The organism is Vampirovibrionales bacterium (assembly GCA_016712355.1).
In the GTDB taxonomy this organism is placed as follows: Bacteria; Cyanobacteriota; Vampirovibrionia; order Vampirovibrionales; family Vampirovibrionaceae; genus JADJRF01.
This window is the reverse complement of sequence record JADJRF010000005.1, coordinates 2036813-2051022: the sequence shown is the minus strand read 5'-3', so window position 1 is coordinate 2051022 and position 14210 is coordinate 2036813. Positions and strand designations below refer to the sequence as shown.

15 protein-coding genes are annotated in these 14210 nt (G+C 59.8%); 6 read left to right on the top strand and 9 right to left on the bottom strand.

Annotated features, from left to right (window positions below; translation table 11 throughout):
• Positions 1–25: 25 nt before the first annotated feature.
• The 4 genes from IPK79_10820 to IPK79_10805 all read right to left on the bottom strand — a co-directional run bounded on the left by IPK79_10820 (position 26) and on the right by IPK79_10805 (position 4283).
• The gene (locus tag IPK79_10820) at positions 26–352 is read right to left on the bottom strand and encodes a hypothetical protein (GenBank protein MBK8190929.1); all 327 of its coding nucleotides are present in this window, start codon (positions 350–352) and stop codon (positions 26–28) included.
• Between the two features lie 156 nt (positions 353–508).
• Entirely contained in the window at positions 509–1513 is a 1005-nt protein-coding gene (locus tag IPK79_10815) for a TIGR00159 family protein (GenBank protein ID MBK8190928.1), read from the bottom strand.
• Between the two features lie 94 nt (positions 1514–1607).
• Positions 1608–2990 (bottom strand): diaminopimelate decarboxylase, encoded by a 1383-nt coding sequence (lysA, locus tag IPK79_10810; protein ID MBK8190927.1) that lies wholly within the window; start codon positions 2988–2990, stop codon positions 1608–1610.
• 135 nt (positions 2991–3125) lie between these two features.
• Entirely contained in the window at positions 3126–4283 is a 1158-nt protein-coding gene (locus tag IPK79_10805; protein MBK8190926.1) for a TonB family protein, read from the bottom strand.
• Between the two features lie 254 nt (positions 4284–4537).
• Between IPK79_10805 and IPK79_10800 the strand changes: the two genes are divergently transcribed.
• Positions 4538–5764: a hypothetical protein gene (locus IPK79_10800; GenBank protein MBK8190925.1), complete on the top strand. Its 1227-nt coding sequence runs from the start codon at positions 4538–4540 to the stop codon at positions 5762–5764.
• 84 nt (positions 5765–5848) lie between these two features.
• Here IPK79_10800 and IPK79_10795 read toward each other — a convergent pair whose 3' ends face one another.
• Entirely contained in the window at positions 5849–6016 is a 168-nt protein-coding gene (locus tag IPK79_10795; protein ID MBK8190924.1) for a ribbon-helix-helix protein, CopG family, read from the bottom strand.
• Positions 6017–6049: 33 nt separating this feature from the next.
• Positions 6050–6247 carry a ribbon-helix-helix protein, CopG family gene (locus tag IPK79_10790; GenBank protein ID MBK8190923.1) on the bottom strand — a complete coding sequence of 66 codons (198 nt, stop codon included), beginning with the start codon at positions 6245–6247 and terminating at the stop codon, positions 6050–6052.
• Positions 6248–6606: 359 nt separating this feature from the next.
• On the opposite strand from IPK79_10790, the gene IPK79_10785 reads away from it, so the two are divergent.
• A complete protein-coding gene (locus IPK79_10785; GenBank protein MBK8190922.1) occupies positions 6607–7164 on the top strand; it encodes a hypothetical protein in 558 nt (185 codons plus the stop codon).
• Here the strand turns inward: IPK79_10785 and rfbD are convergent.
• The 3 genes from rfbD to IPK79_10770 are packed head-to-tail and all read right to left on the bottom strand — an operon-like array spanning position 7161 to position 9519.
• A complete protein-coding gene (gene rfbD, locus IPK79_10780) occupies positions 7161–8018 on the bottom strand; it encodes a dTDP-4-dehydrorhamnose reductase (GenBank protein MBK8190921.1) in 858 nt (285 codons plus the stop codon). The two genes, IPK79_10785 and rfbD, sit on opposite strands and share 4 nt — an antisense overlap.
• A 12-nt stretch (positions 8019–8030) precedes the next feature.
• Positions 8031–9038: a dTDP-glucose 4,6-dehydratase gene (gene rfbB, locus IPK79_10775; protein MBK8190920.1), complete on the bottom strand. Its 1008-nt coding sequence runs from the start codon at positions 9036–9038 to the stop codon at positions 8031–8033.
• Positions 9028–9519, bottom strand: coding sequence for a dTDP-4-dehydrorhamnose 3,5-epimerase family protein (locus tag IPK79_10770; protein MBK8190919.1), 492 nt, complete (start codon positions 9517–9519; stop codon positions 9028–9030). The genes rfbB and IPK79_10770 overlap by 11 nt, the downstream gene beginning before the upstream one ends.
• A gap of 83 nt (positions 9520–9602) precedes the next feature.
• Here IPK79_10770 and IPK79_10765 point away from each other — a divergent pair, with 83 nt between their 5' ends.
• From IPK79_10765 to IPK79_10750, 4 genes are all read left to right on the top strand, one after another.
• Positions 9603–10223 (top strand): L-threonylcarbamoyladenylate synthase, encoded by a 621-nt coding sequence (locus tag IPK79_10765; GenBank protein MBK8190918.1) that lies wholly within the window; start codon positions 9603–9605, stop codon positions 10221–10223.
• A gap of 68 nt (positions 10224–10291) precedes the next feature.
• Entirely contained in the window at positions 10292–10996 is a 705-nt protein-coding gene (locus IPK79_10760; protein ID MBK8190917.1) for an S-layer homology domain-containing protein, read from the top strand.
• Between the two features lie 130 nt (positions 10997–11126).
• Positions 11127–13337 carry a PBP1A family penicillin-binding protein gene (locus IPK79_10755; GenBank protein MBK8190916.1) on the top strand — a complete coding sequence of 737 codons (2211 nt, stop codon included), beginning with the start codon at positions 11127–11129 and terminating at the stop codon, positions 13335–13337.
• 295 nt (positions 13338–13632) lie between these two features.
• A complete protein-coding gene (locus IPK79_10750) occupies positions 13633–14196 on the top strand; it encodes a hypothetical protein (GenBank protein ID MBK8190915.1) in 564 nt (187 codons plus the stop codon).
• Positions 14197–14210: the final 14 nt, after the last annotated feature.

Here is a 14210-nt window from a genome sequence, read left to right as displayed (position 1 = left end):
GGTTGTGGAAATCCGGGGGTGTGCGTTACTTGCCTGCTTTGTGAGGCGGGTTTTTGCGGATAAATTTTTCAATCTTATTAAATGTGGGTCCTAGACCACAAACAATAGCCTTCTTTATCTTTTTAGGATTTGGATTGTTTTTCGAACTTTGAAACTCACTTTCAAGCTCTTTAACGGTTTTGATAAGCCCTTTAGCGTCTTTTCCGGTTATATAGAGGTACTTTTCCTCCCCACCAAGTTTTTGGGCTTGTTGCGGGTTCAGAAATAAGCTCACCGGAAGTGTGACTTGGTGTTCTATTTCCTTACTCTTTTTTGGCGGCTCATAAGAAATTTTGCCAAAGCGGACTTGCATGGGGGAATCTCCTTGGGGGGGCGTAGGACTGTCAGACGCGTTGAATATACTACGACAATAACAATATGACAACCTTGGGTTTCTGAAGCCGTTCGCGCTTACGCCAACGCCCGTCGTCGCGGGGCGAAACGGGCGCTGGGGTTCTGGCTCCGGGGTCTAGCGGCGGTCGGGGTTGCGGACGATCAGGCGGCGCAGGCGGCGCGGCGCGCGGTGGGCGAAAAGATGGCGGAGTTGATCCGAAAATCGGTCTGAAGCCGCCTCGTCGTCGCGTCCGGCGGCCAGCGAGGAGCGCGTCCCCTCTTTGGCGTCGCGCTTTCGGTCGGCATGGACGTGGTAAATCTTCTCCAGACGCTTTTTAAGCTCGTCAGCGCCTGTCATTTTCTCGAGCTTGCCTTTGTGGGCGATGGAAATCGTCCCGCTTTCCTCGGAAACCACGACGCAATAGCTGTCGCAGACTTCCGTCAGGCCGATGGCGGCGCGGTGACGGGTGCCAAACTGCCAGCTTAGCTTGGGATCCTCGGTCAGGGGCAGTAGAACGCCGGCGGCGGCAATCCGGTTGCCGGGCGTAATAATCACCGCGCCGTCGTGCAGCGGCGTCTTGGGATGAAAAATCGTCAGCAGCGCTTCGGCGCTCAGGCGCGCGTCGAGCCGGGCGCCCGCCTCCAGATAGTGGCTTCCCGCATCGTTCTCAGACTCCAGCACAATCAGGGCGCCGGTGCGCGACTTGCTCAGGAAGCGCACGGCCTCGGTCAGCGTGTCGATCAGGTACTCCGACTTGCGCTCCAGCCGCTCCTGGGCGGGCGCCGTCAGGCTGCGCTCGCCAAACAGGTCGGGTTGCCCCAGAAACAACAGCATCCGCCGCAATTCCGGCTGAAAAATCACAATCAGGGCCACGCTCAGAATCTGAATCCCAAAGCCAAGCGCCGCGCCAATCAGCGCCAGATTAAAATAATCCGCCAGAATATACAGGCCCAGAAAGCCAATGAGAATGACAAACAGCCCCTTGAATAACTGCTCCGCCTGGCTGCCGCGGATAAAGCGCATATAAAGGTAGAGAACGCCGAGCGCCAGAAAGGCCAACTGCCCCAGTTGACGCCAATTCACCCGCATGAACCAGCGCTGGGCGCTGAGCCACTGGATTGTGTCATGACCCCAGTCCAACGAAGGGCGTCCTCCCGACTCGTCACGTGCGTCACGTCTGCGAAAAAGAGCGCCGACGCACCCATACGCCTGTAGCGGCGCTCGCCTCTCTCTGTTATTCTAACCGATTCTGGGCCGCGAGCGGAATGGGTTTGGGGTCCGGGTTCATCAGATAGGAGGGGATCACGTCCAGCGCGCTAAGGTGGTCGTAGGTTTCGCGGCGCACCAGCAGGTGAACAGCTCCGTTTTCCAGCAAAACCATTGCCGGACGCGGCACGCGGTTATACGTTGAGGCCATGGAGTAGTTATAGGCCCCGGTGCCGAAAACCGCCAGCACGTCGCCGGGCTCCGCCGTCGGGATTTCCAGCTTGCGAATCAGCACGTCGCCGGATTCGCAGTATTTTCCGGCGATGGTGACGGTCTCGTCTACCGGCAGCGCAGCCTTGTTGGCCAGCGTGGCCGAATACTCCGCCTGATACAGCGCCGGGCGGATGTTATCGCCCATGCCGCCGTCCACCGAGACGTATTTGCGAACGCCGGGCACGGTTTTGCGCGTGCCAACGGTGTAGAGCGTGATGCCTGCGGTTGCGACCATACTGCGCCCCGGCTCCAGCAGCAAACGCGGCAGGGGATAGTCGAGCTTTTCGGCGTAGCGCGCGGCTTTCTGGCAGATGGTCGCCACGGCGTCCTCAATGTTCAGCGGATCGTCCTTGCTCTGATACGCCACGCCCAGGCCGCCGCCCAGGTTTAAATCCGGCAGAATCAGTCCGCCGTACGACGCGCGGATGTTGTAATAGATGTTGAACATCGTCTCCACGAGATCTTCGTAGGGGCGCGTCTCAAAAATCTGGGAGCCGATATGCGCGTGCAGCCCTTTGAGGGCCATGGTGTCGCGATACTGGGTCGTAATGGCGTCCAGCGCCGCCGACAATTCGCCCAGATGAAAGCCAAATTTGCTGTCCAGTTGGCCGGTTTTGATGTAATCGTGCGTGTGGCACTCGATTCCTGGGCTGATGCGAAGCAGAATCTCGGCGCGGACGCCTTTTCGCGAGGCGACCTCGTGGATCAGCGCCAGCTCGTCCGGGTTGTCGACGGTAATACGGCCAACTTTGTATTGAAGGGCCAGTTCAATTTCATCGGCGCTCTTGTTATTGCCGTTAAAGAAGACCTTTTCAACCGGAAATCCTGCCTGAACCGCTGTGTACAGCTCGCCGCCCGATACCACGTCCAGCCCCAGACCCAGATTATCCGCCAGCTTGCACAGCCCCATGCTCAGATTCGCCTTGGCGGCGTAGAGCGCCAGCGCGTCCTTGGGGTAATGGTTCTCCAGCGCGTCGTGATAGGCGGCGGCCATGGCGCGAAACGTGGCGGCGTCCAGCGCATAGAGGGGCGTGCCGTAAGCGGCGGCCAGTTCCGTGAGATCCACGCCGCCCACGCAGCTGTGGCCCTGGTCGTTAATGGCGTAGGTCAGGGGAGTGATCGACTGATTGGCCGTCATGGCAATAATCCCGGCGGTTGGCTGAAAATCCGGCCCGCGCTCGCGCCCGCGCCCGCGCAATGGTAATGGCGAGGGGAAGGGAAAGGCCCCTCACATCGTCCCTTAAAGACATGCCGCGCGCAAGCCGCCGCCGCCCTAACGAATCCGGGCGCCGCCCCCGCCGCCGGAACTGCGGTAGACGTTGTAATCGAAGGTGAATTGCACGGTGACGTCGTTATCCGGGTGGGCCGCCGGCAGTGGGCGAAAGGGCGCAGCCAGCCGAACGGCGGCCAACGCAGCCTGATCCGCTTCCTCAAACCCCGATGATTTCTGCGTGGAGACCGACAGCAGGCGACCATCGCGGGCAATCTTGAAGAATACGACGACCCGCTTGTCTTCCTGCGCCTGCGGGGGCCGCCAATTACGACGAATCCGCCGCTGAAGTTCCGCCATATACGGGCCGAAGTCGGCCTCGGGCATCGAATCAATCCCGGCGCGTCCGCCGCCGCCGCCGGGCGAACCGGAGGCGTTATACGAGCTACGACCGCCCGCGCCCCCGGCCTGAGAGCCGGGACTGCCCGAACGGGGAGAGGAAAAGCCTGTTGTCCCGCCTGGAATCTGGGTGGGGCGCGGCGGGCCGGAACGTCCGCTGGGAGAACCGGACAACGGCGAGGTCAGCACCGGGCCGGCGCTGGCCATTTTGGGCGTCGGCGGCGCAGGCGTACGGATGGCCGAGGCCAGCGGATTGGGCGGTAAAACAGGCGCTTTGGCGGTGACGCGCGGCGCGGGCGGCATCTTGGGCTGCGGCGGGGTCGGGCGCGCCTGTGCGCGCTGAGGCGTTGGCGGCGTCGGCGGTTGGGGCGTCACGCGCGCGCGCGGGGTCGGCGTGGGCTTGGCGGCAGGGCGCGGCGGGGTGGGTCTAATCGCGCGATGTTGCGGCCCGGCCTTCTGCTGGGGTTCGGCTTGGACCCGGTTGGGGATTTTCTTGCCGCCGGAGCGGGTCATGCGGTCCGAGCGATTGCGCGTGTTCGGGTCGCGCGGCTTTTGCGCGGGATTATTCACCAGGACGAATTCAATCTCGCGATCGCGCAGGGCCAGCGGGTCCAGCATCTTGAGATCAAACCCCAGAAACTTCAGCAGAAAGAAGGCCGCCAGTAAGAAGCTCACCACCAGCGCGTGAATCAGGATAGAGAGCCCCACCATGGGGATAAAGTTGGGCGAACGACTATAAGAGCCGCCCATCGGCAATGCCACCGGCGTAGAAAACGCCGTCGGCGGTTCAGATAAGGGGGGTGTCGGGCGTGGCGCGTTCACACACAAAGGTCCGGGCAAGATAAGAAGCGGAGGCGACGTCGAAAGCCGGTAAGCGCGGCGCGTCTTTCGTGATGGATATCTTACGACAAAAACCGCCGTTCGTCACAAACGACGCCCGCCATGCGTAAGTGTTCCCGCGCAGGGGGAATCCTTCAAATTGAGGAGTCGTCGCGACGCGGGCTCGGTCATAATCACCATGGGAGTCTGCGGCCTATGGCAGATTCCGGTGGGTGACGCGTCAGGAGGGTGAGGCGGTGAAGAAACGATCAATCCGACACAGCGCGATGGGACTTTCGTGCGCGCTTTGCCTGCTGGCGTGTTGGGCCCAGGCTCATGGCGAGCCTGTTACATCTCCGACAGTTTCTTCTGCGCCTGCTCCGTCAGCGTCTATCGGCGTGAGCCAGAGCGGGAGCGTCTCGTACGCCTATATGGCGGTCGCCAGCTCGACCGAAACCCCGGTGACTGGCGTCGAAGCGCTTGAAACCAGGCCTCCGGCCGAGCTTCAGCCGCCCGCGCCGTCGGCTGCCGACTTGCCGCCCTTGAGAACCTCTCCGACAGAACCCTCGCTGGAGCCGTCTCAAGCCGCGCCCGTCGCCGACACTCTGCTGACGCCCCTGCGCGAGCTTCAGGCGGAGCCCCGCGCCGGATCTCCGGCTGTCGACGCGTCGAAAACCTCTCAAAGCGGCTCGCAACAGCCGTTCAAAATGAAAGAAATCATGGTTTACAGCGAGCTGCCTGCGATTGCGGTTTTCCCCATTGTCACAAACGGCAGCGAGAAAGCCTTTGGCGATGTGGCGCTGCTGCTGGCCAACGAATACGCCTCGCAACTGGAAACCCGCTTCCCCAAAACGCGGATTCACAATCCGGCGTACACCGTCGAACAGTTGAAGTTACAGGGCCTGCAAAGCGTCTATAATCAGCTTCTTAGCTATTATGCCCGGGCGGGACGCCCTGATCCGCGCACGCTGGCCTACCTGCTGGACAAACTGGCCGGAGACGGCCCGCCCATCAGCCGGGTGGTGTTTGTGGAGGCCAATGTCGATCTGCATCATCAGACGACGTCGTACCGGCCCATGGATATGGTTCGCAGCCTGCACAGCGGCGCTTTGCCCAACGAGCAGCGGTATTACGTCAATAGTCGCGTTGAAGTCTACGATCCGACCCAGCCGCAAACGCCCAAGCTCTGGTCGTTCTCCTGGAAGATGCCGGTCAAGACCACAGGCCTGTATAACGTGACGGCCTCGGTGTTTCAGGATAGCGACAGCCTGAGTATGTTTTCGATGGCCTCTCGCACCCTGAGCAAGATTCTGACGACGGTATCGCCCAAGATCGCGTATATGAAGGGCGAGCGTCAAACGGTGACGGTGGTCAGCGGTTCGCTTCAAAAACCCGGCGAAAACGCAGACGCTGACGGCGGCGGTTCTATGACAGACAGCGTGCGTCGCCGGCTGGAGCGCTTGTTCCGGGATCCTTCTTCTTAAGTCTTCTTCTTAAGCCTTCTCAAACGCCGAGGCAAGGGTGTGATCGCTCACGCCCTTGCCGGAAACATTTCCATGCTGGGGGAATTAGTTGACCGACGGCGACTCGCGACCGGGGTCGCTGCTGCGAATATACAGCCGCAGGGCTTCCCGAATCAGTTCGCTGCGAGAGCGCTGCTCTTCTTCGGCCAGCAGGTCGACTTCCTCTAAAAACTTGTCTGGCAACGAAATCAGCACTCGAGAACTTTTGGACATGACCGGATCTCCTTGGGAAGGGCGTGAGTGGGATTATTCAAGTTCCAGCAGTAGGGATTCAATCAGTTCGGCGTTCTGGGCGTATTTGGCGTTGGAAAGCTTGCGTTTACGGCGAATATACTCGCGCAAGGCCTGCCGAATCAGCTCGCTCCGCGTCCGTTGCTCGGTTGAAGCGATTTCATCAATCCGGGTCAGGAAATCCTCGCGCATTGAGATTAAAACCTTGGCCATGAATGCTCCTCCTTTGGATTCGAGGCGATCGGCGGTCGCGACGAACCGAGAGACCTGTGTCATTGCGATATGAGCCTGAGACAGCATGGGGGCGTGACTGTCTTATAAAAAAATAAAAACATTCTTAAAATGGAAATTGCGCGCGATCCACGGGAACGTTACATTCTTTTTGCGCCAATTAGCATGATGATATAGGCCTTCTTTCAATATAAAACCGACAGGAAGGCGATGAAATGGCGGTAATAACGATATATCACCCCGGCTCCCCTGCGCAAACCCGCCGGTATAAAACCGCCTTGCCGTCCACAGGACACAGCCCGCGCGTCTTTGCGCTATAATCCGCATGCTTTTTTGCGACCATGACGATGACGATGCCAGAATCTATCCTTTCGCATTCTATTACAAGGCGATCGCGATTCCAGAACGTCAAAATCCCTTGTCATTCGCTCGTTTCGCGATCGCCTGCGACGGCGATTCGCTCCAAAGCTTTTGTTTGCGATGGAAACAGCGCAGAGCCGCTTTCTGCAACGATTATGCGTCGTGGTATCCGGTATGAGCTGACGGTAGGCGGGCATATCGCCGGCTATCTGGAGGCGAATCGAGAGTCGGACGGATCTTATTTCATCCGGAGGCTGGCCAATACGGCGAGAGATACTCAAACCGGCGCGCCCCTGCCGGGCGAGCCCCTGTATCAGGGCGTCGCCAAGGCGCTGTTGGCGCGCTTTCTCGATGACATCGCCGATCCAGACGCCCTTGTGACGCTGATTGCGACGCCTTTCAGCGGCGGTCGTCACGATTCTTTCTGGCCCCGACTTGGGTTTGAGCCGATCGCGCCTCACTTGCGATTTTATATGCAAGCGCCTGTCAAGACAGTGCGTCAGCGTCTGGGGCTCTCCTCACTGGACATCGTCGCTTAATCGGCGTCTTGCGCTTGCCAGTATTGCGTGAGATAGGCTGCCAGTGAGGTTTCCCATGAGGGGACCGGCAAGGGCGCGCAATCCAGAACCGAATAAGCCGGGCGCTGGGCGGCAAATGAGAGCGTGCGGGCTTCGACGGGTTTCAGTCGGTGGGTGGACAGGCCCGCGGCGCGACAGATGCCGAGGGCTTGCGCGTACTTGCTGACCGCCCCGGCGTCAGCGGCATGATAGACGCCGTAAGCGCCTGAGGTGGCGATTTGCTCAATCATGTGCGACAGGCTGCCGGTCCACGTAGGGGAACCCGTCCAATCGTTGACCAGAGACAATTCGCGGCCCTGGCGAACGCTTTCAAGCACGAATTGGGAGAAATTCCGGCCATGAAGGCCGTATAACCAACTGGTGCGGATGATATAACTCGTATCAATCAATTCCTGAACCGCCAGCTCGCCGTAATATTTGGACAGGCCATAGGCGTTAATCGGGCGGGGCTTGTCTTGCGGCGTATAGGGGCGATCGCTCTGGCCGTCAAACACAAAGTCTGTGCTGACATAGGCCATCAAACAACCAGTTTCCCGGGCGATTTCGGCAACGGTGCGCGCCCCGTCACGATTGACCGCCATCGCCAGTTCGGGCTCGCGTTCAGCGCGGTCAACGTCGGTAAAAGCGGCGGCGTGAACGATGAGTTCCGGCTCCAGACGCGCGATGACGGCTTGCAGCGCGTCAAACGGGCTGAGCAGATTAAATGTCCGTGAATCGAGCCCGGTGACGTCGTAGCCCTTGGCGCTCAGGTGCGCCGTCAGGTCGCGTCCCAGCATGCCGCCGGCGCCTGTAACGACAATCCGCTTGATGGCCATCGCGTCCGCTCTCTAGCGCGCCGCCGCGTCGGCGGTGACCGCTTGCAGCCATGCGGAATTCTCGCGATACCAGTCCACGGTCTGGCGCAAGCCTTCTTCAAACGACACGCGCGGCCGCCAGCCGAGTTCTTCGCGAATGCGGCCGCTCTCAATGGCGTAGCGACGATCATGGCCGGGGCGATCGGCCACAAACATCATGAGCGACTCGGGCTGATTCAGCAAAGCGAGAATCCGGCGCGTGATGGCCAGATTGGGTTGTTCGTTATCCGCGCCCACGTTATAGACCCGCCCGGACTGCCCAGCGAGAATCACGCGCATAACGGCGCTGGCGTGATCCTCGACGTGAATCCAGTCGCGGACGTTCAGACCGTCGCCATAGACCGGAACCGGGCGCCCGGCCATCGCATTGAGGATAAACAGGGGAATCAGCTTTTCGGGAAACTGTCGCGGCCCGTAGTTATTGGAACAGCGCGTGATGCAGACCGGGAATCCCCATGTCTTCCAGTAACTCAGGGCGAGAAGGTCAGCGGCGGCCTTACTGGCGGCGTAGGGGCTGCTGGGGTCGATGGGGCTGGCCTCGTCAAAACGGACGCCTTCGGCTTCCAGAGGCAGGCTGCCGTAGACTTCGTCAGTGGAAATTTGAATAAACTTGTCGATTTTCGCCTGGCGCGCGGCTTCGAGAAGCGTCTGGGTTCCCAGAACATTGGTGCGCGTGAAGGCCTGCGGTCCGCTGATGCTGCGATCCACATGGGTTTGCGCCGCGACGTTCACGCAGACGGCGACGTCGCGCATCAGGCCGGTGACGCATGCCTCGTCAACGATGTCGCCTTCGACAAAACGAACGGTCGGGCGTTGGGTGAGATCCCCCAGATTAGCCAGATGCCCGGCATAACTGAGATTGTCGAGCAGGAGCAGCCGCGTCTGGGGCCATGCGTCGGCAATGCGGCGGGTGAGGGCGCTGCCGATGAAGCCCGCCGCGCCCGTGATTAGAATGGATTCCGGCGGACGGTCAGCCGTCATGGCGCGCCCAGTCGTACGGAACCTCATTGTCATGCGGCGCCACGCGGAATTCGTCTGGCTGGGCGTAATGATAGAGCTGATCCGGGACGTTCACCACGAGCGAAATCGGCGACCCGAGGCCCTTAAACCCGTGCAGCACGCCGCAGGGAATCTGCACCCGCACGGGATGAATCGGTCCGAGGAAAAACTCGTTCACCGCGCCTTGCGTCGGCGACCCTTCGCGGCAATCGTAAAGCGCCAGCTTGATCAGCCCATGGACGCAGATGAAATTATCCGTCTGGCGCTCGTGATAGTGCCAGCCTTTGACCACGCCCTCGTTGACGGCCGTGAGATAGGTCTGGCCAAAGCCTTTGAAATCCGGCGCGTCACTGCGCAGCATTTCCATCAAATAGCCGCGCTCGTCGACAATCGGCTTGAGCGGGGTGACGACAACGCCGTCGATGAGCTGTTTGACCGGCGGCTTGAAAGCGGTTTTCTGCATGAGAATGGGCCTTTTGAGCAAAATGAAGCGGTTGCGCGCGCGCGCCGGGTATACTTTATCATAACGACGCAGGAGGCTCTCTCATGAAGGAAATCGTCGCGAAAAAATCCTCGACGCCCGCTCTCGCCCCGGATCCCGTCGACGCGCTGGCCGCTTCAGATGGGGTGATTGCCTTTTCGACCGACACTGTGTACGGTTTGGGCGCGCGCCTGGACCGTCCCGCCGCGCTTGCCCGCATTTTCGCGCTGAAGGGGCGTGATGAACGCAAGCCCTTGACCCTGTTGGGCGCATCCGCCGAGTCATTCGAGCCCTATATCCAGCCGCCCCCGGCCCAAGCCAGGCGCTTGATGGCCGACCACTGGCCGGGCGCCCTCTCACTGGTCTTCGACAAGACCGACCTCACGCCGGACGCCGTCACGCGCGGCGAGCCAACCGTGTCGTGTCGCGTCGCAGATTGCGAGTCCTTAAGGGCCTTACTACGCCGACTGCCCGGCGGCGTTCTGGCGACGACCAGCGCCAATGTGTCCGGCAAGCCGCCGTGTCTGACGGCGAAGTCGGTTCGAGACGCCTTTGGCGACGCATTGCCTGTCTGGGGCGACGATGCGGAGATTGCGACCGCACAGCCTTCGACCGTGGCGCGCGTGTACGCCGACGGCGCAATTGAAATCCTGCGCCCGGGGCCGGTAGCGCTCACGTCGGGCTGATTGCGCGCCCATTGCGGCGACTTGCGTTACAATAAGGCGTCTTCAGCCCTCAGTAAGGAGACGCCTTCATGGACCCCATCCGCAAAGTCGCTTTGCCCCGCTTCACGTCGTCGGCTCGCTGGACGGCGGCCAGCCTCATGGGTCTGGCGTTGATGGCCTGCGCGCTTGAGCCTGCCGCCGTGAGCCTGACGGGGGCCGCTTGGGGACAGCAGGAGCCTGCGCTCGCCGCCAGCATTCAGAAAACCCTCGATAGCGGCTATCTCACGCTCTTCCCGGATGGCAGGTTTCACGAAGAGCAGCCGGTCACGCGCGCGGCGCTCGCCACGGTTGCTGTCAAGGCCTTTGACTTGACGCGTCGCGACCCCAAAATTGCCGCTCCGCGCTTGCTGCGCGACGTCCCGTCGGGGTATTGGGCGAGAAATGCCATTGATACCGTCGTAAGCCGCGATATTATGGCTGTTGACGCTGCCGGGCGTTTTCTGCCCGACCTGCCGGCGACCCGCGCCCAGGGCTTTGCGATTCTGGCGCAGGCGTACGGCGTTTATCCCTTTACCGATGCCGAAATAGATGAGACGCTCGCCCCGTACGCCGACCGCGACTCGCTGCCGCTCTGGTCTCGCAAGGCGCTGGCGACGGCTGTCGCCGAAGGCTTCATTAACGCCGATGCGGACAGTTTGCGCGCCCAAGCCCCCATGACGCGCGGCGATCTTGCCTATGCGCTGGCCTGGTGGGCTGATCGTCAGAAGCGCTTGAGCCCGGCCAAAGGCCTGTAAAGAGGCGCAAAACCCCGCGTTGGGCTCTCCTTGCGCGTCACCTTGCGTTCAATAATCGCTGGCTTTTTGTCCCATGCGATTTTTGGCGTAGAATGCGCCTCATCTCATCAGGAGAAGGATTCTGCGACCCATGGCGCGTTTTTTCTGGACGGTGTTGATCCTGGCGGCGCTGTGTATTGGCGGCTATTTCTATTGGGCTGTGCGCGGGTTGCCCTCCGTGTCGGCGATTATTCGCGAAGGCGTCAACCCGTCCAAGTGGACCCAGGTCTTCGGGCGCGGTAACGTCCCGATTCTGTCCTACGGAAAGTATTTCCATAAAGAAGTTTCTCTGACGCAGATTTCCCCTCACCTGACCGATGCGTTGCTGGCGACTGAAGATCGCCGGTTTTACAGTCACTTCGGGGTGGACGTCATCTCGATTGGCCGGGCGATTTTTATGGATTTAGCCCAGCGTAAATTTGTCGAGGGCGGCAGTACGCTGACGCAGCAATTGGCCCGCAATGTCTTTCTCTCCAACGAAAAATCCATCAAGCGCAAAGTTCAGGAAGCCTTTCTGGCCGTCAAACTGGAACAAACGCTCTCTAAAAAGAAAATTCTGGAACTCTATTTAAATAATATCTATTTTGGCGAAGGCGCGTACGGGATTCACGCGGCCAGCGAAATTTATTTCAATAAACCGCCTGCTAACCTGACAATTCCCGAAGCCGCCCTGCTGGCGGGTTTGCCGCAGGCTCCCTCGCGTTACGATCCCTTTCTGAATCCTACGGCGGCTGTCAAACGCCGCAACGAGGTGCTCGCCAATCTGCTGGAAATCGGCAAAATCAACCGCGAAGAACTTGTCCGCCTGCAAAAGTCTGCGCTCACGCTGAATCCGCTGGGGCAACAGATTTCTACCGCTAACCGCGCGCCTTTCTTTAATCAGTTTGTCATGACGCAGGTGCGACAGTTGTTTAATCAGGACGAGCAGGCCTTCTGGCAAAGCGGCATGAAGGTCTATACGACGCTGGACGTTCAGGCCCAGGCCCTGGCCTCCAAGGCCGTTAAGTCGCAATCGCTGATTTATGGCCGCGCGGGTCGCGGCCAGCAGGCGGCGCTGGTGTCGATAGAAGCTTCTACAGGCGCGATTCTGGCCTACGTCGGCGGCAAAGACTTTGGCGTGAGCCAGTTTGATCGCGTTAATTCCGCTGTCCGCTCGCCCGGTTCGCTGTTTAAGATCTTCACGTATACCACGGCCATTGAAAAAGGGTATTTGCCCAACCGCGTCTATCTCGACGAACCGATTCAGGCGGGCGATTGGCGCCCGCGTAACTTTGACGGGCGCTACCACGGCTATATGACCATCGCCCAGGCGCTGATTCACTCCAATAATATCGTCGCCATTAAAGTCATGCGGGAATTAACGCCCCGCTCGGTCATTGAGACGGCGCATCGCATGGGCCTGAACGCCCAGCTCGACGACGATTTAACCTTGACGCTGGGCAGCTCGGGCGTCACGCTCATGGATATCGCCTCGGCTATCGGCGTACTGGATAATCGCGGGATTCTGCTGGAACCCTACGCCATCGAGAAAATCGTCACCAGTGACGGCACGCTCGCCTACGAACACTACCCGATGACCACCCAGGTGCTGGACCGCGAAACCGTCGATACGATGCTCGCCATGATGCAGGGCGTCGTCCAGAACGGCACGGCGCGCGCCGCCGCCATTGGCCGTCCGGTGGCCGGAAAAACAGGCACCAGCGACGATCACCGCGATAGCTGGTTTGTCGGCTTTACGCCGGAAATCATCACCGGGGTGTGGGTGGGCAACGACGATAACACCTCGATGCCCGGCATGACTGGCGGCAGCCTGCCTGCCGCGATTTGGGCGGCGTATATGCGCCCGTATATGGCCAATCGCGCTCCGCAGAACTTCGATACGCAGTTTGCGCGGCACTTTAGCCCACAGGATTTCATCTCGTACAACCTCGATAATCTCAGCGAATACGAGGCGAATAATCCGCTCGCCATTGGCGCGCGCAGTTTGCCGGCTCCCACGCCCGTCTCGCCGCAACTGGATCTTGACCCCGCAGTGGAAGGCCCCCCGCTGACAAGTCCTGAAGAGCCTTTCGAGGGCGAGCATCCCGCCCCCGCGTTGGAAGGAGGCCATGGGGCGGGCCCTCCGGTTCCGCCGGTCCCGATGGGTCCCGTCGCGCCGCAGGCCTACGGCCCGCCGCCGAGAAGCGCGGATCCGTATCATCGCAGCTCTTACCCGATTCCGCCCGGCGATACGCATCAGGTGCTCCAGCTCCCGCCTACCTCGCCTTCGCGAAACCCTTACGCGGGCGCATCCCGGCCGTAATTCCCATGAAATCTAATGTCTTTCTTAAGGCTAGCATTTCAGGCTATATAAATGTTTTTATATTTGAAGAGCGTTCAATTCCCGCATCCCCGTTCAAGAGATTATAGCGATACAGAAGAGAAGAGATCAGCAGAAAAGAGATTAGCAGAGAAGAGAAGATTAGCAGAGAGAAGTAGCTCGATAAAATACACGGAAAAACAAATGTAGAGAAGTCTGAAACGCCTGTGTCCGGGCCGTTTGCGATTCATCATTCAGGAAAATAAGCATTAGAGAGAGAGAGATAGGAGCTCAGGCCGTGAATACCGTCACGTATGCAAAATTTACCGGTCCCAATGGTATTTTCGATCGCTTTGATAGAGACCGCAATGGCCTGGATGAAAACGAACTCAGGGCCGCTAGTAGAGATGCGTCCGTCTATACAGACAAGGATCTGAGCGCATCCCTCTTAGGCCAGGAAAGCGCCAAAAAATATTCGTTTGGCTATAACATCTACGACAGTAATCGCGATGGTCGGGTGACCGTGTCCGAACTCAAAAAGTTTTACGACAATACCATTGAAGGCCGCCAGGCCGCTAAGGCGCGACGAGGCGAGACCACGGCGCAAACCCAGAAAGCGACTGCCGCCGCTCCGGCTAGCGCGACCTCTGCGTCGACTTCCACGTCTGGCGCAGCTGCCGAAAAGCAGCCGCAGACATCTACCAGCGCCAGCCAACAGCCGACTATCGACTGGATGGCCCTGATGGCAGCCTTCATGCAGATTGCGATGGGGGGATTCACACAGTCGGGAAGCGCGGGTCCGGCATCCGCGTTTCCCGAACTTCCTCCGCCTGTACCGTCGCAGACGCCGATTTACGCCTAGCGCGTTTTACGCGT

Excerpts from the sequence above, each read along its gene's own strand:
- IPK79_10820 (MBK8190929.1), bottom strand. The coding sequence starts at position 352 with ATGCAAGTCCGCTTTGGCAAAATTTCTTATGAGCCGCCAAAAAAGAGT.
- lysA (MBK8190927.1), bottom strand. The coding sequence starts at position 2,990 with ATGACGGCCAATCAGTCGATCACTCCCCTGACCTACGCCATTAACGAC.
- IPK79_10795 (MBK8190924.1), bottom strand. The coding sequence starts at position 6,016 with ATGTCCAAAAGTTCTCGAGTGCTGATTTCGTTGCCAGACAAGTTTTTA.
- IPK79_10790 (MBK8190923.1), bottom strand. The coding sequence starts at position 6,247 with ATGGCCAAGGTTTTAATCTCAATGCGCGAGGATTTCCTGACCCGGATT.
- IPK79_10785 (MBK8190922.1), top strand. The coding sequence starts at position 6,607 with ATGACGATGACGATGCCAGAATCTATCCTTTCGCATTCTATTACAAGG.
- rfbD (MBK8190921.1), bottom strand. The coding sequence starts at position 8,018 with ATGGCCATCAAGCGGATTGTCGTTACAGGCGCCGGCGGCATGCTGGGA.
- rfbB (MBK8190920.1), bottom strand. The coding sequence starts at position 9,038 with ATGACGGCTGACCGTCCGCCGGAATCCATTCTAATCACGGGCGCGGCG.
- IPK79_10770 (MBK8190919.1), bottom strand. The coding sequence starts at position 9,519 with ATGCAGAAAACCGCTTTCAAGCCGCCGGTCAAACAGCTCATCGACGGC.
- IPK79_10765 (MBK8190918.1), top strand. The coding sequence starts at position 9,603 with ATGAAGGAAATCGTCGCGAAAAAATCCTCGACGCCCGCTCTCGCCCCG.
- IPK79_10760 (MBK8190917.1), top strand. The coding sequence starts at position 10,292 with ATGGACCCCATCCGCAAAGTCGCTTTGCCCCGCTTCACGTCGTCGGCT.
- IPK79_10755 (MBK8190916.1), top strand. The coding sequence starts at position 11,127 with ATGGCGCGTTTTTTCTGGACGGTGTTGATCCTGGCGGCGCTGTGTATT.